Source organism: Ruegeria sp. C9 (assembly GCF_056537585.1).
The window spans coordinates 38,970-56,644 of record NZ_JBQFRU010000008.1; the positions used below are offsets into that span (position 1 = coordinate 38,970).

Genomic DNA, 17,675 nt, shown 5'->3' on the forward strand with positions numbered 1-17,675 from the left:
CTCGAGTAAGGCCTAAGGACATTGCAGATTAGTGTGACTACCTTCGAGACGAAAAAGGATTGAAGCTACCGATGGACGATCAATACGCGCCCTTTAGGTACCGACGAGGTGCAGTTCTGTCTTTGCACTAATGCATGCCGCTGCCGCCTCATGGAACTAAAGCGGTACGTCCACATGGGTGATGACGTGGTGGACGATTATGACGACTTTGAACCAGCTGCGGAATGGCCAGGGCCTGGGCTGAGATCTCCCGTCAAGGTGCCAGACCGGTCTATTTCAATGTGATCCCTACGGGACCTTTTGGTCACCATCGAGACGGGTGGCTCTGACGTGCAATGCTCCTCACGTTAGGCAAAGTGGTACCTCTTTCCCTGCCAGAACTTCAATCTGTCGCAATTTCGTGACTGCCTCCCCGGGCTTCGATCGCCTGTCTGCAATGTGCCTCCTCCGGTTTCCTAAACATAGTGGAGGACCAGTCCAACGGAAGAAAACCAAATCACTAGAGCCCGCGAGCCAGTTCCAATCAGATTGCATCGAAGACCGATCTGCAAAACACGTTAAAAATCTCTCGGAACTGTCTCTAGCTACTTTTCAAAAGCCCTAGTGTGTAGTACCGGTCCCTCTCGAGCTCTCAACCAGCCTTAACCACCCGCAATTGAAGAAAATGGTACTTTTCTCTAAACACTCGTCTGAAGACCGAAAGTTGATTTCTCTGCAATGAATAATCGCAAAAGACTCCTGGGTATTTTCTTAAGCGCATTCATATTAGTTGTAGCGCTATCGATTTTTACGCTGGATACAGTTTTCAGCGCTAGAAATGAATTTCGCCCCGTTGAGTTGGACTACATCAGAACAGCCTTTCTGGCCTGTTCTTCCGCCCTTATTGCAATGGTTGTCGTTGCAAATTTGTTGCCTTCAAAGCTTGCAATAGCGGCCCGAGCTCTGACGGGTGTGCTTTTCGCTGCCGCTGTTTTTTCGATTAATTGGTCGATGGTCGAAGCATTCGTATTGCTTCCGATGATAGCAATGGCTGGCCTTTGCCTCCTTGCGATCTATTTGACTTACATCGTTCTGAGCTTGGGCGTTCGGGGCCGGGCAATAGTTGCTGTAATCGTGGCTGTGATTTTCATCCTTGTCCCTGGGCGGGACATGCTGGATGCGAATGAAGAGGCTGAAAACACAGAGTTTCCAGGCATCGAAGATATCACGTTTGATACAAAACCAAATGTCTATCTTATCTCGTTTGACTCAATTCACCCCAAAAGCCTGACATCTCGCTACATGGGCATTGAAGAGACAGCTTTCCACGAACCAGTTTATACCAGAATGGACAGGTTCGAGAATCTGTTTTCGGTCCGTGTCCCCACAAAATATGCGATGAATCTAATGCTACGGATGGAGGTTGATGAATTTGATCGCGGCAAACGTAAAAGTTTTGAACTCTATACGGGTAAGTACGACGGTCGACTAAACGCAATTTTCCGCAACAATGGTTACGAAATCAACACGGCCTATGCCGGAAAATACTTTGGGACCGAACAGGGCAGCTATGTGGATCGGTATCATATTCCGTCGCGAACAGCGGGCGCGTGCGAATTCAATGATAGCAAGTTTCGACAGGTGTCGTTGTTTGGTCTCTGCCGATTCATCGACAAAAACAAGTCCGATACAAAGGTCGACAAAGCAGCACATGTACTTGATTTCGTGTCTTATCTGTCACGTCAAAAGGAGCCGCAGTTCTTACTGGCCTCCATCTACTCCCCAGGTCACACCGGCAAAGACTTTTTGATCGAAGACGAAGAAGCCGATGCCGCTTACAATGACTTCTACCTGGAGCGTTCTTTGGAAGCACAGCAAACGTTGAACCAGCTTCTGGACCAGCTTGAGCGGGAAGATCCCACGGCGATTCTTTATATCTTCGGTGATCACGGCCCTTGGCGGAGCCGGGGAACTTGGGAGACCCGTTTTGCGAAAGACCCAGAGTTCTTTGTACATGACCGTTTTGGGATATTAGGGGGCGTTTTTCCGAAGGGACGTTGTAAAACCTATGTGGACCTGAGAAATGAGCAGACGTATACGACGAGCGTTCAAGGTGCGGAAGCAATCTTAAAGTGCCTGACCGAGGGTCGCTATCAGGAACTGGATCAAGTCTATAGAATCAACCAAAGCGTTGACGGCGTAAGTGATAAATTCGAGGACTATGTATATGAATAGCCGCAAGAAATTGGCATTGCTCATCATTGCCGCTGCCATTGTGCACCCATCCGTTGCTCTGGCATACGTGGATCCAGGTTCGGGGAGCGTCATTGTAACCACAATTCTCGGGTTCTTCGCAGCGATTGCTTACACGTTCCGCAAGTACTTCTATAAGCTGAAGCGAAAGATATTTGGCACAAAAAGCGATGAAGAAGACAGTCGAGCGCTCGATGACTAAGGCAAACAGTGGCTCCTTTCGTGACCCCAGCAGCCGTGTATATACAATTGACTTACCCGAAAATGGCAGTTCTGCGATTTTTCGAGGCGTCGACAATAAAACGCTTGAGAACTTCAAAAAGCTCCAGACTGAGCCCTTCTACCAACAACTTGAGATCGAAAAGCGCGTTGTAAAAACCAAGCTTTGCGCGCCTGACGATCCTGTTGCAAAGGAAATCCTAGAAGCCGGATGGGCAGGTGTGATGCAGCATGAGCCTGTCTCGATCGTTTCTTACTCTTACGAATGGTCGTTCGCCATGCTAAGACGAGCGGCTCTATTGCATCTGCGTATCTTGACCGACGCGCTGGAAGCTGGGTGGACCATTAAGGACTCAACACCTTTTAACATCCAGTTTGAAGGTACGGCACCAGTCTTTATTGACATCCCATCGTTTGTGCCTTGGCAGGAAGGCGAACCCTGGTTGGCATACCGACAGTTTTGTTGCTGTTTTCTGACGCCGTTGATGATGCGTAGTCATCTGGGCATCAATCACCTTCCATTATTACGGTCCTACTTGGACGGTATACCTCCGGTTGAGGCTGCGAACTTTTTCAGAGGTTTCTCCCGTTTCAAGCGCGGTGTCGCTAGCCACATCATGCTACCTGCTCGCGTAGAAAAGCGGATTGAGGCGCGTGAACGCGATGCCGTTCCCGCTCAGGACCGAAGTCAGCGCAAAGTCAGTCGAAAATACGTACTGGCACTTGTTGAAAGTGTAACGCGACTGGTCAAGTCGCTCTCTGTGAACATCGAGCACACGGACTGGTCGGAATACGACAAAACCCACACTTACGATGACGAGGAACTCCAAGCGAAAAAAGGTTTCGTACAAAAGTTCGTACAAGAAAAGAAACCTTATTGCCTAATGGATATCGGCTGCAACACAGGCACTTTTTCAAAAATTGCTGCGGAACATGCAGACTTGGTCATTGCAGCTGATGGCGACCACGATGCGGTCCAGAAACTGTTTATGCATGAATCCAGTCACTCGGTGCACAACAACATCTTGCCGTTAGTGCTGGATTTGTCCAACGTCTCCCCCAATCAGGGATGGGCAGGCAAGGAACGCTCTTCATTCGACAGTCGCGCCAATCCAGATGCAATTCTGGTTCTGGCCCTTGTCCACCACATTCGGATTTCTGCCAATATCCCGATGGCATTGTTCCTAGACTGGTTGCGGTCTTTCAATTGCGACATCGTTATTGAGTTCGTTGATCGGCACGACGAGATGGTCGTCAAATTGCTGCAGAACAAAACGGAACAGTATCTGGATTACGACCGCGTGGCCTTCGAGCACGAGCTAAAAGAGCGCTTTAAAGTGCGTACTTCCAAAGACCTCAAAGGCGGTAAGCGCGTGATTTACCATATTGAGCCACAGTGATAGGGGATGTTGTTTATACGGTCCTGTTGCCGGTTATATATCCGATGGACTTGCTGTTCGATTTGATGTGGACAGCAACGAATTCTGCTGGGCTATCGATAATTCTGCTTGCAATGGTGATCTCGATTTTGACCATCCCGCTTAAGAAGTGGGCGAAAAAGTCCGAGGATAAATTTCTTGCGGTCAAGCAGTTGGTCGACATCGATATCGCAAAGCAAGCTGCTGGACTAAAAGGCGAAAAACGATTCGAAGTAGTTGAAAAAGTTTATGAAAAACACGGCTATCATCCAATCAAATCGATCGTCGCCGGAACATCGTTCGTTGTTATGCTTCCATTTCTGATTTCGGCGATCTTTATTTTTGGAGGCTCGGATGAATTGAAAGGCGTTAGCTTTTTGTTAATTAGTGATCTTTCGGAACAAGATCATCTGTTTTTTGGATTAAATTTACTCCCTATCTTAATGTTGCTCCTTGGAATTAGCGAGGCCCTATTGCGCTGGCATAACCAAAAGGATCAATTGATCCGTTACTTAATCGTGTCGGTTGTTCTATTTGCGTTGGTCTATTCACTTGCATCTGCACTAATACTCTACTGGATTAGCATGAACATTTGTGCCGGGATCATCTTTTTTGCGGCGAGAAGCCAGAATCCTCGTTAGAGGTGAATTTTCGGTTGGCGACAACCTGTGTCTCGCGCCAGATTGCCTCTCCCGTTTTAGGAGACAGCTCCAGTGTCGTCCGGCAGTGAATTCACGGTTACAGGAGGCAGCTTTTATTTAGCTGACCAATAAAGTTCACTGTAGAAACGGTGGCGAAATGATGTTTGGTGCGTATCTGAGAATCTGCAAAGTTTGTAGAGTGACTTTGCTTTGAGCTGAAGGCTGCGCGGTGCATTCACGATATCCTGACTAAATGCGAGGACGCGTAGGTAGAAGTGTTCGGCTATCGAGAAGCTTGCGAAGGATATTCCTTCAACAATTGCCGAAGTTACATTGTAGCTTATGTTAGTCATGATATTGGCCAATACGCCTCCGCAGGACCGCCACACATAGCTGCTCTACGTATGGTTTTATATCATTAAATCAATGTATTGGCACTCCCTCATCCAAATTCAATTCCCTCCGGGCACACCATCTTCATGTCCGACATAATGCTTCGAATGGTGCACGATCACGTGGCGTCTCAGCCACTGGCATTTTCATTGAATTGAGTTGAAGTTGACGCGCGCGCAAGCGCCTGATGACAGCGGGCGGTTGCATCACAACCGCCCGTGCCTAGGTTTATTCCGCAGGTGCTGTGGTCTGCTTTTGCCTCAGACCATCGCGATAAAGCGCCTTGGCGAGCGCTATGCACATCAGGCCCATGACCATCGTAAAGGGTAGCGCACCGATGATCATCGCATTTCGCAAGGCGTCCATCGGATTGTTTTCACCCGCAGCCAGGATCAGAGCGCCAATCACCGCTGTCAGGATAAGGCCCCAGACGATCTTGTGCTTGTTACCGATGTTCTGATCGCCGCCAGACATGATGGTGTTCATCACCAGAATGCCCGAGTCCGCCGAGGTGACCAGGAAGGTCATGATCAGGACGACGCACATCACGGTGATGCCAGACAACAGCCCACCGGTGATCATCTCTTGCAAGGTGACAAACAGCTTGGCGGTGTTCGACGCCCCGATGATGGCGCCTTCGGCGGTACCATTCAGTTCTAGATCGATCGCGGTGCCACCCAGAATGGTCATCCACGCAAAGCAGACCAGCGCAGGGGCAAAGACACAACCGATGATGAACTCACGCACAGAGCGTCCCTTGGAAATGCGCGCCAGGAACAGGCCGACGAACGGCGAAAACGCGATCCACCAGGCCCAGTAGAACGTGGTCCAGCCCGCTTGCCAGCCAAACTGCCGACCCGGATCACCTGCGGCGTAGACCGAAGCTAGAACAGATTCCGGCAGCGCGGCGGCGTCGCCTTCCAGGCCAGATTTGAACCCGTCAAACGATCCCCAAGGATTGGTCGCACCGGCATAAAGCGCATCGGCAAACGGCGCTGCTTCACTCGGCAGGGCAGCATCAAACGCCGCCGCCGATTGCGGATTGAAAGCACCAAAGCTGAGCGAAATGAAGTGCTGGATGTAATCGACAAATGCAGTTGCGTAAGTCGTCATCGCGAACAGGAACGACCCAAAGACAACAAAGACCAGCAACAGGATCAGTGACAACACCAGGTTCAGGTTAGACAGGTACTTGACGCCACGACCAACACCAGAGACAGCCGAGATGATCGAGAGGCCCATGATCACAATGAGGCCAGCCAGCAGACCAACAGTGCTGGGGGCCGGTGCGTCACCGGTCAGATCCATCATCCATTCCATACCCGAAATGGCGTAAAGGCCGTCGATGAACTGCGAAACCCCGTACCCGATGGTAACTGAAACACCCAAAATGGTTGCCACCACGCCCAGTACATCCACGACGTGGCCCAGGAAGCCGTTCATCAGCTTGCCGAACAGAGGTGTCAGCGCGGTGCGAATAGTCAGGGGCATGTTGCGCGTGTAGGCGTAATAGGCCAGCGACAGGCCGGTCACCACATAAATCGCCCAGGCGTGAAACCCGTAATGCAGGAAAGTGTAGCGATATCCCGACTGCAATGCGTCTTCGCTATTGCCGACGACATCGCCCGCGATGACAACCGGGTTCGATCCCCACAGCCCTAAAGGCTCAGCGGTAGCGAACACCATGAGACCGACGCCCAAGCCCGCGCCAAACATCATCGAAAACCATGAGAAATCCGAGAATTCTGGTTTTTCGCCCTCTGGGCCCATAAGCCGCTTACCGGTTTGCGGCAACGCCGCCACGACAAACAGGAAAAAGACAAAAAAGCCGACAATAACGATATAGAAGGCGTTAAAATCTTCCAGCAGACGCGAGTTCAGGCTTCCAAGAACTCCGTTTGCATTTGCGGGCCAGACAAGCGCCCAGATAACCAGCGCGACCATGATTGACTTGCTCAGCAAGGCAATCTCAACACTGTGCCCTTCATAAAACCCGCCCGAAGATCGCTTGATCTCCAGATCGGTAAAAGGTTCCTTCATAGACATGTGTTTCCTCCCTATTCGCACGTGTCCTGATTTCCAGAAAGATCTTCATGAGCGTCCCGGAGCTTCGCCATCGAGCCCTACGTCAGCAGAGCTTCTATTTTGTCGAGGGTCGCTACACTGACAGCCACACCATCGTTCTTGGCCACCAAACGCTTTGCCTGGCGGCCGTCTCCGGGCAAATGTGCGCCGTTCTGAGATCGGATCGCTTCGACAAGATCGACAATTCTGGAAGAAAATGCGTCATCCGCAGTCGCAGAAGCGTCAATTGCAATAAAGAACTGGCCTGTTTTCGGAGGCCCACCGGCGGTTCCCGAAAAAGGTGAGGCGTGTATCCCAAGCGTGGCACCGGTCAGCGCTGCAGCCAAAACCTCGGTCATCAGGGCAACGCCAACCCCTTTGTACCCACCCGATGGGGCCATGGAACCCTTAAGCCCAACATTCGGGTCGGTCGTTGGGTTGCCATCTGCGTCCAACGCCCAGCCAACCGGGATTGGTTTGCCTTCGCGTGCGTGTTTCATGACCTCGCTTTTTGCGATGGTGCTGGCACTTTGATCAATCAGCAATGCGGGTTGGCCATCGTTTCCGGGGACTGCGATTGAGAACGGATTGGTCCCGACCACGGGCTTGGCACCCCCGGACGGCGCGATGGAGGCGGGCGCGTTGGTGAACCCAAGCCCCACAAAACCAGCCTGTGCCAGCCGGTAGGTGTGATACCCCAGCACGCCGCAGTTATAGCTGTTGCGGATCGCCAACACCGCAACGCCTTGCGTGCGCGCCGTATTGGTCAACACCTCAAATCCCGTGTCGATCGCCGTGTGGGCGAACCCGGTCGCGGCGTCGACCGTCACTACGCCGGGGCGCGGCTGGGACAGCTGAGGGGTGGCCTGCCCATCTACCTTGCCGCACTGAACATGTTCGCAATAGATCGGGATATAGGCCAGACCATGGCTCGCCACCCCGTCCGCCTCGGTTGCGGCGGTTGCAATTGCCAATGGGCGCGCGTTTTCTTCGCTGGTGCCCGCGGACACCAATGCACGGAAAGAAAGATCCTCGATTTCAGCAAGGCTAAGGGTACGGGTTTCGATCATGTCGCTCTCTCATTCAGTCATTGTCGGACAGGCCAGCGCCGGCACCCAACAGTCGGGATTCTTCGGTAGCAGGCGCGTAGGTGCGATGGGCAAATCGGTTGAGGGTGTCCCAGCAAACCGGGTCCGGGGATGCGCGGGTCACGTGCGGTCGAGGGGTGGTAAGTTGGCCGCCCAGCGTGATCTGGGTGTGATCAGAAAACGATGGCCAATCCTGCCCCGCCTCCAGACGATCGCCATCCGTTGCGGCCCTGAACAGATCGCACGTATGCGTGATCACGTTATTCTGGGCGCGTGCCGCCGAGGCTACGAAGGGCAGCAGAAAAACAGGTACTGCGAGCTTCTGAATACGTATGGGACCTGCGTGCAGCAGGTCAGACCGATCAGACAGCAAAGCGCCCGTGATGATCGGGCAAAGCACGCCTTGCCCCGCCCAAGCCGACTGCATCTCAACCGGGCGGTGATTCTTGAGCGAGGCCGCCAGACCTTGCTCCAACAATTGCGCAAGGGAATTCGTGCCATCAATCCCGTGCGCGCATAGCCAACGTGTGGCTTTGCCGACCTCTTCCGCCAGTCCCCAGGGGTATCCGGCTCCGCGCGCGGCGCGTTTGGCCGTGGCTTCGACCTCATTCAGCGATACGTTCACGGTCCAAGCTCCGGATAGACCCACAGATCGGCAGTCTTGCTGCTTAACTCTTCGGGATAAGGCGCGCCAGCATACATGCAGATACGTACCCAGCGGTCTGAACGAGGATCGAAATGCGTGGCACCAAAGAACGAGAGTTTGGCACGCAGCATGTCGATCGGCAGAACATCCGCGCTGATCGTGTTGTCGCGAATTTCGCCGTAAGGCGCTACGCGGCTCATTTGCGCGCGACGGATCGTGTGGCGGTGTTCAGGGTGTTCAAGTAGGAACTCGGCGATGGGTGCACCATCCGCCCATTCCGAAAGCGCGCTTTCGGCCAGAGCCGCGTCGCGCGCCGGGGCTAGCGGCTGTTCGTAGTCTGCAATCGGTTCGTCAAACCGCTCACCCAGCCGGGGCTCGAGCTTTTCCTCGGACACATACCAAGCGCGCGCGCAGTGTTCGGGCGCGTTCCAGTCCAGATCCATTGCCCAGCCAAAGCTGGCGCGGATCAGGTCGCGCACCGCGCCAACGGTCATCGTGCCATCAATCACATGCGCCGCACCGTTGCTGTCTGCCATACAGCTGGTCAGCCCATCGACCAGTTCACCGTAGGGTTCAAGGATCAGCGAGGCCAACAACTCCTGCCCTTCTTCGCTGAGCGTAGCCTGAGACCACAATATCAAGCGGTCCCACGGCTGATTGCCCGTCAGATCGGTCTTGTCGAGATAGTCCGATATTGCGCACAAGTCAGCATTCAGCGCCGCGAGCTTTTCGATCTGGATTGGATGCTCGGACTTCCACCACGAGATCGACAATTTGCTACGGGCGAAGATGTTGCGAAACTTGGCCGCTTCTGCCTCTGTTGCGGTCTCAATGGACCGAACCCGCGAGATCGCCTCTTCCCGGACCATGATCCAGTTGTTGAACAGGATCGGGTGATTGACGATGAAAGGTGCCATACCTAGCCCGGTCGAATTGCCTATACCGAGCCAACGCGCGATTTCCGGGCTCAACTCTGCGGTCTGGTCGCCACCCCTGGCGCGGGCCATATGTTCCACCAGATCGCGCACGAAGGTCCGCGTCAGGTAGACCGAAAGCATCTCGGCCTGAAATGGCGCGCTGACTTCGTCTCGGTCTGCAATCCTCTCACGATCTGCCGCGCCGAACTTGCCCGAGCCATAGACGGCGGTTGTCCGCATCAGGTAACCGACCTTGTAAATCTGTTCGAGGTCGGGCTGCTGACCGGTGGCAAGACGATCCACAACATGTGCCCACAGACGCACCGAGCGGTTGGCGCGTGACAAGGACAGCTCGCTTTCGCTTACGCGCCCGGCCTCTTGCAGAGGTACGTTTTGCGAAAGCCGCTCAATGTCTTCCGGGTCAGGAATTCCGTCAAACAACGCAAAGGTCGCGTCCCATGCCTCGGCGATCACACGATCCGAGCGTTGCTCGGGTGGCAGATCATGGGCAAACGCCACCAACGAATAAGCGCGTTCCGGACCTTGTGCAGTGTAGACCGCGTGACCGACGCCCTTTTCATCAATCTGGAAGACTGGGCGGGTGAACGTCCAGTTTTCGGCAGCCATCCGACGGGTCAATTGCCGCATGAAACTTAGACGGCATTGATGCGACGATCCTAGACGGGACAGGCGCATCACAGTGGCCTGGTCGCGGCGTGCGATATGCGGGTTTTGGTCCATCATGTGCCTTGTGGCCCAAAATTATCGGCAAAGAAGCGGTACCAGTTGCCGCCCATGATCCCCGCGACCTCGTCGGAGTTCATGCCAGTGGCGCGCAAGCCGGACTCGATGTTGCCGAAGTCGCGATTGTCCCGAAACCAGCCCGGCATTGGCGGGAAACCGGGGGCCGAGGCCGAACCCTCGCCATAGTCGATCTGTTTTGTCCAGCGCCCCACGCGCATCCATTCAACCACACTGTCGGGCTGATCTTGACACAGGTCGGTGCCAATCCCCAGATGCTGGGCACCGTATTTCTCAGCCGTTCGGGCGATCATCTCACAGAAACTCTCCAACGCGCAGTCGGACTTGTCCTTGAGGTGATGAGGATAGACCGAAAAGCCCAGCATCCCACCATTTTTCGTCACCGCCCGTATCACCGCATCGCGCTTGTTGCGCAAAGCAGGTGACCATTCGTGCGGATTGGCATGGGTGATGGCGATGGGGCGCTCGGACAATTCCGCCGCTTCGATGGTCGACCGATCCGCCGAATGGCTCATGTCGACAACAAGGCCCACGCGGTTCATCTCTTTGATCACCTGCTTGCCCATGCGGGTGATGCCGGTGTCTTCGGCCTCGTAACAGCCGGTCGCCAGCAGCGACTGGTTGTTATAGGTCAGCTGCATGAAGCGAGCGCCCAGATCATGCAGAACCTCAACCAGACCGATATCGTCTTCGATCGGGGATGGGTTCTGAAACCCGAAGAATACAGCCGTCCGCCCCGTTTCGCGCGCGATGTCGATGTCGCTGGCCCAACGGCCTTTCATGATCAGGTCCGGGTATTGCTCGAACCAGCGATTCCACTTTTCAAAGTTCAGAACGGTTTCGCGGAAATTCTCATGATAAGCGATGGTGACGTGGATCGCATCCACGCCGCCTTCGCGCAGTTGGCGGAAAATCTTCTCCGACCAGTTGGCATATTGCAGCGCGTCGATACGCATCAGACGGGGCCTGCGCTGATATAGGCGGTCTTGACGGTGGTATAGAACTCTGCCGCTGCTTTGCCTTGTTCGCGCGGCCCGTACGAGCTGTCGCCGCGACCGCCAAAGGGTACGTGATAATCGGTGCCTGCTGTAGGCAAATTCACCGTCACCACACCAGTTCGCGCATTGCGGCGGAAATGGGTGGCACGGGCCAGCGATTTAGTCACGATGCCCGAGGTCAGGCCGAAATTGGTGTCGTTCACCACGCTCAGCGCCTCGTCATAGCTGCCGACCTTGATGACGCTGGTCAGCGGCGCGAACATTTCCTCGCGGTTTATGCGCATGTCGTTGGTGGTGTTCAGGAACACGCCCGGCGACATGTAGAAGCCCTCATGCGGCATCTCTAGGCGCTGTCCACCGCAGGCCAGTTCGGCCCCTTCAGATTTACCCAGATCGACATAGGCGAGGTTCTCGCCTAGTTGCTGCTGGCTTACGACGGGGCCCATCTGAACACCTTCTTCCAGCGCGTGGCCAACTTTCATCGCCTGCGCGCCTGCGACGAGTTTCTCGACAAAAGCATCATGGATGCCTGCATGCACCACCAGCCGCGACGAGGCGGTGCATTTCTGACCGGTGCCGCCGAATGCACCACCCAGCGCCAGCGAAACCGCCAGATCCAAATCCGCGTCGTCCATCACGGCCAGCGCGTTCTTGGACCCCATCTCCATCTGAACTTTGGTCAGGTTCTGGATCGCCGCCGCCGCGATGCCCTTGCCGACCGGAACCGAGCCGGTGAAAGAGATCGCGTTGACCTTAGGACTTTCGACCAAACGCTGCCCGATGCTGCGGCCTGAGCCCATAACGAGGCTGAACAGACCTTTGGGAATGTCCTGCCGTTCGATGATTTCGGTCAGTGCCACGGCCGAGGCCGGGGTGATGTTCGCCGGTTTCCACACCACAGCGTTGCCATAGCACAGTGCGGGCGCAATCTTCCACGAAGCGGTCGCGGTGGGAAAGTTCCACGGGCTGATAATGGCGACAACACCCACCGCTTCGCGGCGCACGTCAATCTCGATGTCGGGGCGAACGGAGTCGGCGTTTTCCCCAATCTGACGAAGACATTCAGCGGCGTAGTAGGTAAAGAACTGACCCGCTCGATAGACCTCGCCCTTACCTTCGGCCAGCGGCTTGCCCTCTTCCCGGCTGAGCAACGTGCCCAGTTCCTCGGCGCGGGTCATCAGCTCGTTACCGATGGCGTTCAGAACGGCCTGCTTACGTTCCAGCCCATAGGCAGCCCATTCAGCTTGCGCGATACGCGCCTGATCCAGCGTCGCTTCAAGTTGGTCGCTGCTGGCTTGCGCGAACATACCAACCAGGTCAGTCAAATCAGAAGGGTTGCGGTTTTCGATTTCGCTTTCGCCTGCCAGCCATTCGCCAGCGATCAGGTTCAGTTTGGTCACAATGCGCCCCAGAGTCGGAATTCGTTTGTCACAGGATGGATTTTCCGATGCACATCAGTCAAACTCAAATAACTTAAACAAACTTCAAGGAACCTGAAGTTGGCAATCAAGATTGAGATGCTGCGTTGCTTTTGCACGGTGGCCCAGACCGGGAACCTGTCCGAGGCCGCCGACCGCCTTGGTCGAACGCAATCAGCCGTCTCGATGACATTGAAGCAGCTCGAAGACCATCTGGGCAAAAAGCTGTTCGAAGGCGAGCGTAAGAACCAGCTTTCCCTGCTGGGTGAGCAGGTACTCGATCTGGGCTTGCGGCAAGTGCGCCAATTCGATCAGACTGTCCAGAATATCGAGGCCGCCGCGCTGGCTGAACAGGGATTGATCCGGATCGTATCCGTCCCGTCGGTTGGCGCGTTGATCTTTCCACCACTATTGCACCACATGAGCAGCGAATCCCCCGGGGTGAAGATCGAGCTGCGCGACACCGACACGCAGCAGGTGTTGGATGCCATCGCTCAGGATCAGGCAGATATCGGAATCGCATCCGGGTATCACGCCCTTAACGGCATCCAAACCATTCCGCTATTTCAGGACTCCTTTGGATTGGTCGCGGCCTCGGATCATCCTCTGATCACACGCGCTGAACCGCTGACTATCCCCGACATGGCCACCGCGCCCTTTGTCCGAAACATGTTATGCGATCTGATTCAAACGCCGGCTTTCCATACGGCAATCAAAAACGCCGAGATCACAATTCACAACACGCATTCACTTATCACACTAGTGCGATCGGGCGAGTGGATCACGGTGCTTCCTCAAACCGTTGCCGAATTCTTGCCGGAGGCGGTGTCTTACCGCCCGATCACGGACCTTCACGACAAAAGGCAAGTGTATCTCTATGTCCGCGAGCGTTCGCGCTTCCAAGATCTGACCGAGCAGTGTTGCGCGTTCATCCTATCCCGTGATTTCGCGTGAGGGAGGGGGTCGATTAGACCTTTCGCCTTCAACCGCCCCTGAGACGCTGCATCAGATAAACCTCGGCACCTTCCGGAATCGGCTCAGACAGTCCGGTCGCGATGATGCGCCCGTCCAACGCCACCGAGACCCCAGCATCGATCGGTGCCTGCAGCCGGGGATGTATACGCACCAGTTCCTGCAGCAATTCGCCCGTGGTGGCGGCCTCAACCTCGACCACCTCGCGACCCCCGGTCAAAGACCGGAGGCTAGACCAGAGGTGGACCTCAACCATTGTCCTTGAGCGCGGCAAGAATGCGCGGCGGGGACATTGGCAGTTGCTTCAGGCGTACACCGGCCGCGTTGGAGACCGCGTTGGCGATGGCGGCCAACGGCGGCACGATGCCGGTCTCTCCCACACCACGCACACCGAACGGGTGGCCGGGGTTGGGCACTTCGACAATCACCGTGTCGATCATCGGCAGATCGCTGGCGACCGGGATGCGGTAATCGAGGAAAATCGAGTTCTGCAAGCGGCCATCCTCACCATAGATATATTCCTCGTTCAGCGCCCAGCCGATGCCCTGCGCAGCTCCGCCCTGATACTGGCCTTCGACATAGGTCGGGTGGATCGCCTTGCCCGCGTCCTGAATGACCGTGTAGCGGGTGATGCTGGTCTTGCCGGTTTCCGGGTCGACCTCGGCATCCACGATATGGGTGCCAAAGGATACACCCGCGCCTTCCGGCGTAGCCTCGAAATGGCCCGAGATCGGGCCGCCGGTCGCGCCCATATGGGCGGTGATATCGGCCAGCGGGCGCGGATCGAAGTCACCGGCATTGGGGCCTGAGGGCACGGCACAACCGTTCTCCCATTTCACCGCATCAACCGGAATTCCCCAACTGGCCGCTGCGCGGGCACATAGCTGCTCGACCGCATGGCGCGCCGCCTTGATTGTCGCCAGACCCGAGGCATAGGTCACGCGACTGCCATGGCTTACGTCATTGTAACCCAGCGTTGCCGTATCGGCGACGGTCACGCGGATATTCTCGTAGGGGATACCCAGAACTTCAGCTGCCATCAGAGCCATCGACGCACGTGATCCGCCGATGTCCGGTGTACCGACCATGACTTGGGCCGAGCCGTCCTCGGACAGCGCCAGAGATACCGAGGTCTCACCACCATGGTTGAACCAGAACCCACAGGAAATGCCGCGCCCTTGCCCCGGCTTCAAAGGGGCCGAGTAATGCGGATGCGCCTTGGCGGCCTCAAGCGTTTCGACAAGACCTATACGCTCATAGGTCGGGCCATAGCTGGCTTTGGTGCCTTCATGCGCGGCGTTTTTTAGGCGCACATCCACCGGGTCGAGGCCGAGTTGATTGCACAGCTCATCCAGAACGGACTCGACCGCAAACGCACCCATCGGAGCGCCCGGCGCGCGATAAGCGGCCTGTTTCGGGCGGTTGGCCATCACGTCATAACCGACCTGGCGAACGTTGGTCAGGTTGTAGGGCGCAAAGGCACACATGGCGGTCATGTCGCCGGGTGCACCCGGGAAGGCACCACCCTGCAGGCGGAAGATGCCTTCGGCTGCTGTGATGGTGCCGTCCTTTTTCATGCCGATCTTGATGTCCATCGACGCCGATGAGGTCGGGCCGGTCGCACGGAACACCTCGGACCGGGTCATCACGATCTTTACGGGGCGGTTGGCCTTGCGGCTGAGCGCCAACGCAACCGGTTCGATGAACACAGTGGTCTTACCACCAAAGCCGCCGCCGATCTCAGACGCGGTCACACGCAGTTGTGAGGTTTCGATGCCCAGCAACGCCGCGCAGGTTTTCTGTGCGATCCAATGGCCCTGGGTGGTGCACCAAAGCTCACCTTTGCCGTCAGTACCCAGAGACCCCATGCAGGCATGAGGTTCAATGTAACCCTGATGGGTTGCCTCGGTAACGAAGCTGTCCTCAATTACCAGATCCGCCTCGGCAAATCCGGCTTCGACATCTCCGTGGCCGCTTTCGTGATAGCGCACCACGTTGGGGTGCATCCCCTCAGGCACCGAATAATCTGCCGCACCTTCGCGGATGACAGGCGCGTCCGGTGCCATCGCCTTGTCCACATCTGTGACGTGGGGCAAAACTTCATATTCAACCTCGATCAGCTTCAGCGCATCGCGTGCCGCCAAGGCTGATGTCGCTGCAACTGCTGCTACCGCATGGCCGTCATACAGAGCCTTTTCGCCCGCCATGACATTTTCCAGCACGCTCCAGAATTCGCCTTCCAGCCCCGGCTTGAACGGAACATCGGCGAAATCGGCGCGGGTCACGACGGCTTTGACGTCTTTGTGGGCCTCGGCCTTTGAAGCATCAATCTTGACGATCCGCGCATGGGCATGGGGTGAACGCAGGATGGCGCCATGCAACATGCCGGGGGCTGAGATATCCGCACCGAACTTGGCGCGGCCCGTCACCTTGTCCAGACCGTCAGGGCGATCGGGTCGGGTGCCGACAAAGGTGAAGTCAGATTTGCGATCGTCCAGTGCCATTACGAAGCCTCCCGCATCTCAGCCGCCGTATCCATCACGGCGCGAATGATTTTGTCATAGCCGGTGCAGCGGCAGAGGTTGCCCGCCAGCCAGTACCGGGTTTCCTCTTCGGTGGGATTGGGGTTCTTTTCCAGCAGCGACTTGGCCGCCACCAGAATGCCCGGGGTACAGATGCCGCATTGCAGGGCGGCATACTCGATCATCTTCTTTTGCAGCGGATGCAGGACGTCGCCGTCCGCGATCCCTTCGACCGTTTCGATCTGCTTGCCTTCAGCCTCGACGCCCAACATCAGGCATGAACACACAAGACGGCCATCGACGCTGACCGAACAAGCACCGCAATCGCCGGTGCCGCAGCCCTCTTTCGCGCCGGTCAGGTTCAGCTTGTCGCGCAGACAGTCCAGCAGGGTTTCGCGTGGGTCGCAGAGGTATTCAACCGCGTCCCCATTCACGGTGGTGGATACGTGGAACTTACTCATACGTCTTCTCCCTTTGCGCGGGCATAGGCGATTTTTGCGGCGCGCTTGGCCAGAACGCCAGCAACTTCGGTGCGGAATGCAATAGTGCCGCGTTTGTCATCAATGGGGTTGCAGGCAGCCGAGGCCGCTGCAGCGAGCGCGTCCAGCGCCGCGTCATCCAACGTGCTGCCGATAATCGCTTTCGCACAGTCTTCGACCAGCAGTACGGTCGGCGCGACAGCGCCCAGCGAGACACGCGCTTCGGTGATGGTATCACCATCCAGCCGCAAGCTTACGCCCACACCAACCACCGCGATGTCCATCTCGGTGCGCGGGATAAAGCGCAGATAGGCGTCACCGGCGTTGTCGCCACGCGCCGGAATGTTGACCGCCGAGATCAGTTCGCCTTTGGCCAGTGAGGTCTTGCCAGGTCCCGTCGGGATGTCTTCGACCGCCACCTCTCGTGTGCCGTCCGGGCCAGTCACGGTAACCGTAACGCCTGCCGCAACCATCGCTGGCACCGAATCCGCCGCCGGAGAGCCATTGCACAGATTCCCGGTCAGCGTCGCACGCCCCTGTACCTGAGTCGATCCAATCAGGTCCATCGCCTCGACCACACCCGGCCAATCGCGGCCCAACGCGGCGTGCTCGCTCATCTCGGCGCCGGTCGCGGCGACGCCCAGCGTCCAGCTGCCATCGGCATTGCGGGTAATTTCGCTAACGCCATCGATCTTCTTGATGTCGATCAGCGTATCGGGCGTCACCAATTCCGAGCGCAACTGCACCAGCACATCGGTGCCGCCTGCCAGAAACCGAGTGATGCCCATTGCATTTGCGGCCAGAGCCGACGCCTCGGCAAAGCTGGCGGGGCTGTGATATTCCATGAAAGTACCTCGCACCTGTTGATCAGGATAGACTGGGGTTCGCCGGGGACGTTAGTGCAGC

15 protein-coding genes are annotated in these 17,675 nt (G+C 56.2%); 5 read left to right on the plus strand and 10 right to left on the minus strand.

All coding sequences use genetic code 11. The annotated features are described in order from the left end of the window. The first annotated feature begins 717 nt into the window (after positions 1-717). Genes ACR0NE_RS19245 through ACR0NE_RS19260 form a run of 4 tightly spaced genes read left to right on the plus strand, consistent with a single transcriptional unit; the run spans position 718 to position 4,510 of the window. Positions 718-2,214, plus strand: coding sequence for an alkaline phosphatase family protein (locus ACR0NE_RS19245; protein ID WP_170398441.1), 1,497 nt, complete (start codon positions 718-720; stop codon positions 2,212-2,214). After that, a complete protein-coding gene (locus ACR0NE_RS19250) occupies positions 2,207-2,434 on the plus strand; it encodes a hypothetical protein (RefSeq protein WP_170398438.1) in 228 nt (75 codons plus the stop codon). Before ACR0NE_RS19245 ends, ACR0NE_RS19250 begins: the two co-directional genes overlap by 8 nt. Further along, positions 2,403-3,851, plus strand: coding sequence for a hypothetical protein (locus ACR0NE_RS19255; protein ID WP_170566762.1), 1,449 nt, complete (start codon positions 2,403-2,405; stop codon positions 3,849-3,851). The genes ACR0NE_RS19250 and ACR0NE_RS19255 overlap by 32 nt, the downstream gene beginning before the upstream one ends. Before the next feature lie 44 nt (positions 3,852-3,895). Further along, positions 3,896-4,510 (plus strand): YidC/Oxa1 family membrane protein insertase, encoded by a 615-nt coding sequence (locus ACR0NE_RS19260; RefSeq protein ID WP_170398434.1) that lies wholly within the window; start codon positions 3,896-3,898, stop codon positions 4,508-4,510. A gap of 621 nt (positions 4,511-5,131) precedes the next feature. Here the strand turns inward: ACR0NE_RS19260 and ACR0NE_RS19265 are convergent. The 6 genes from ACR0NE_RS19265 to ACR0NE_RS19290 form a co-directional block, all read right to left on the minus strand. After that, entirely contained in the window at positions 5,132-6,949 is a 1,818-nt protein-coding gene (locus ACR0NE_RS19265; protein WP_170595192.1) for a BCCT family transporter, read from the minus strand. Between the two features lie 77 nt (positions 6,950-7,026). Beyond that, positions 7,027-8,037, minus strand: a complete 1,011-nt coding sequence (locus ACR0NE_RS19270; RefSeq protein WP_170595190.1) for an Ldh family oxidoreductase — start codon at positions 8,035-8,037, stop codon at positions 7,027-7,029. 13 nt (positions 8,038-8,050) lie between these two features. After that, positions 8,051-8,680 carry a DUF3726 domain-containing protein gene (locus tag ACR0NE_RS19275; protein ID WP_170514563.1) on the minus strand — a complete coding sequence of 210 codons (630 nt, stop codon included), beginning with the start codon at positions 8,678-8,680 and terminating at the stop codon, positions 8,051-8,053. Continuing rightward, positions 8,677-10,359: a hypothetical protein gene (locus ACR0NE_RS19280; protein WP_480459944.1), complete on the minus strand. Its 1,683-nt coding sequence runs from the start codon at positions 10,357-10,359 to the stop codon at positions 8,677-8,679. The genes ACR0NE_RS19275 and ACR0NE_RS19280 overlap by 4 nt, the downstream gene beginning before the upstream one ends. Beyond that, complete coding sequence (locus ACR0NE_RS19285) at positions 10,359-11,336, minus strand: membrane dipeptidase (protein ID WP_170425671.1); 978 nt, start codon at positions 11,334-11,336, stop codon at positions 10,359-10,361. Before ACR0NE_RS19285 ends, ACR0NE_RS19280 begins: the two co-directional genes overlap by 1 nt. After that, positions 11,336-12,778, minus strand: coding sequence for an aldehyde dehydrogenase family protein (locus ACR0NE_RS19290; protein WP_170566730.1), 1,443 nt, complete (start codon positions 12,776-12,778; stop codon positions 11,336-11,338). The genes ACR0NE_RS19285 and ACR0NE_RS19290 overlap by 1 nt, the downstream gene beginning before the upstream one ends. Positions 12,779-12,877: 99 nt before the next feature. Here ACR0NE_RS19290 and ACR0NE_RS19295 point away from each other — a divergent pair, with 99 nt between their 5' ends. Next, entirely contained in the window at positions 12,878-13,750 is an 873-nt protein-coding gene (locus ACR0NE_RS19295) for a LysR family transcriptional regulator (RefSeq protein WP_170595183.1), read from the plus strand. Positions 13,751-13,778: 28 nt separating this feature from the next. On the opposite strand, the gene ACR0NE_RS19300 is transcribed toward ACR0NE_RS19295, so the two are convergent. The 4 genes from ACR0NE_RS19300 to ACR0NE_RS19315 are packed head-to-tail and all read right to left on the minus strand — an operon-like array spanning position 13,779 to position 17,614. Then, positions 13,779-14,024 carry a MoaD/ThiS family protein gene (locus ACR0NE_RS19300; RefSeq protein ID WP_170408213.1) on the minus strand — a complete coding sequence of 82 codons (246 nt, stop codon included), beginning with the start codon at positions 14,022-14,024 and terminating at the stop codon, positions 13,779-13,781. Then, on the minus strand, positions 14,017-16,272 hold the full coding sequence (locus ACR0NE_RS19305; protein ID WP_170595180.1) for a xanthine dehydrogenase family protein molybdopterin-binding subunit: 2,256 nt from the start codon (positions 16,270-16,272) through the stop codon (positions 14,017-14,019). Before ACR0NE_RS19305 ends, ACR0NE_RS19300 begins: the two co-directional genes overlap by 8 nt. Next, positions 16,272-16,751 carry a (2Fe-2S)-binding protein gene (locus ACR0NE_RS19310; RefSeq protein ID WP_170408211.1) on the minus strand — a complete coding sequence of 160 codons (480 nt, stop codon included), beginning with the start codon at positions 16,749-16,751 and terminating at the stop codon, positions 16,272-16,274. Before ACR0NE_RS19310 ends, ACR0NE_RS19305 begins: the two co-directional genes overlap by 1 nt. Further along, on the minus strand, positions 16,748-17,614 hold the full coding sequence (locus tag ACR0NE_RS19315) for an FAD binding domain-containing protein (protein WP_170595177.1): 867 nt from the start codon (positions 17,612-17,614) through the stop codon (positions 16,748-16,750). The genes ACR0NE_RS19310 and ACR0NE_RS19315 overlap by 4 nt, the downstream gene beginning before the upstream one ends. Between the last annotated feature and the right edge of the window lie 61 nt (positions 17,615-17,675).

Excerpts from the sequence above, each read along its gene's own strand:
- ACR0NE_RS19270 (WP_170595190.1), bottom strand. The coding sequence starts at position 8,037 with ATGATCGAAACCCGTACCCTTAGCCTTGCTGAAATCGAGGATCTTTCT.
- ACR0NE_RS19280 (WP_480459944.1), bottom strand. The coding sequence starts at position 10,359 with ATGGACCAAAACCCGCATATCGCACGCCGCGACCAGGCCACTGTGATG.
- ACR0NE_RS19305 (WP_170595180.1), bottom strand. The coding sequence starts at position 16,272 with ATGGCACTGGACGATCGCAAATCTGACTTCACCTTTGTCGGCACCCGA.
- ACR0NE_RS19265 (WP_170595192.1), bottom strand. The coding sequence starts at position 6,949 with ATGTCTATGAAGGAACCTTTTACCGATCTGGAGATCAAGCGATCTTCG.
- ACR0NE_RS19285 (WP_170425671.1), bottom strand. The coding sequence starts at position 11,336 with ATGCGTATCGACGCGCTGCAATATGCCAACTGGTCGGAGAAGATTTTC.
- ACR0NE_RS19315 (WP_170595177.1), bottom strand. The coding sequence starts at position 17,614 with ATGGAATATCACAGCCCCGCCAGCTTTGCCGAGGCGTCGGCTCTGGCC.
- ACR0NE_RS19300 (WP_170408213.1), bottom strand. The coding sequence starts at position 14,024 with ATGGTTGAGGTCCACCTCTGGTCTAGCCTCCGGTCTTTGACCGGGGGT.
- ACR0NE_RS19245 (WP_170398441.1), top strand. The coding sequence starts at position 718 with ATGAATAATCGCAAAAGACTCCTGGGTATTTTCTTAAGCGCATTCATA.
- ACR0NE_RS19250 (WP_170398438.1), top strand. The coding sequence starts at position 2,207 with ATGAATAGCCGCAAGAAATTGGCATTGCTCATCATTGCCGCTGCCATT.
- ACR0NE_RS19260 (WP_170398434.1), top strand. The coding sequence starts at position 3,896 with ATGGACTTGCTGTTCGATTTGATGTGGACAGCAACGAATTCTGCTGGG.
- ACR0NE_RS19310 (WP_170408211.1), bottom strand. The coding sequence starts at position 16,751 with ATGAGTAAGTTCCACGTATCCACCACCGTGAATGGGGACGCGGTTGAA.
- ACR0NE_RS19255 (WP_170566762.1), top strand. The coding sequence starts at position 2,403 with ATGAAGAAGACAGTCGAGCGCTCGATGACTAAGGCAAACAGTGGCTCC.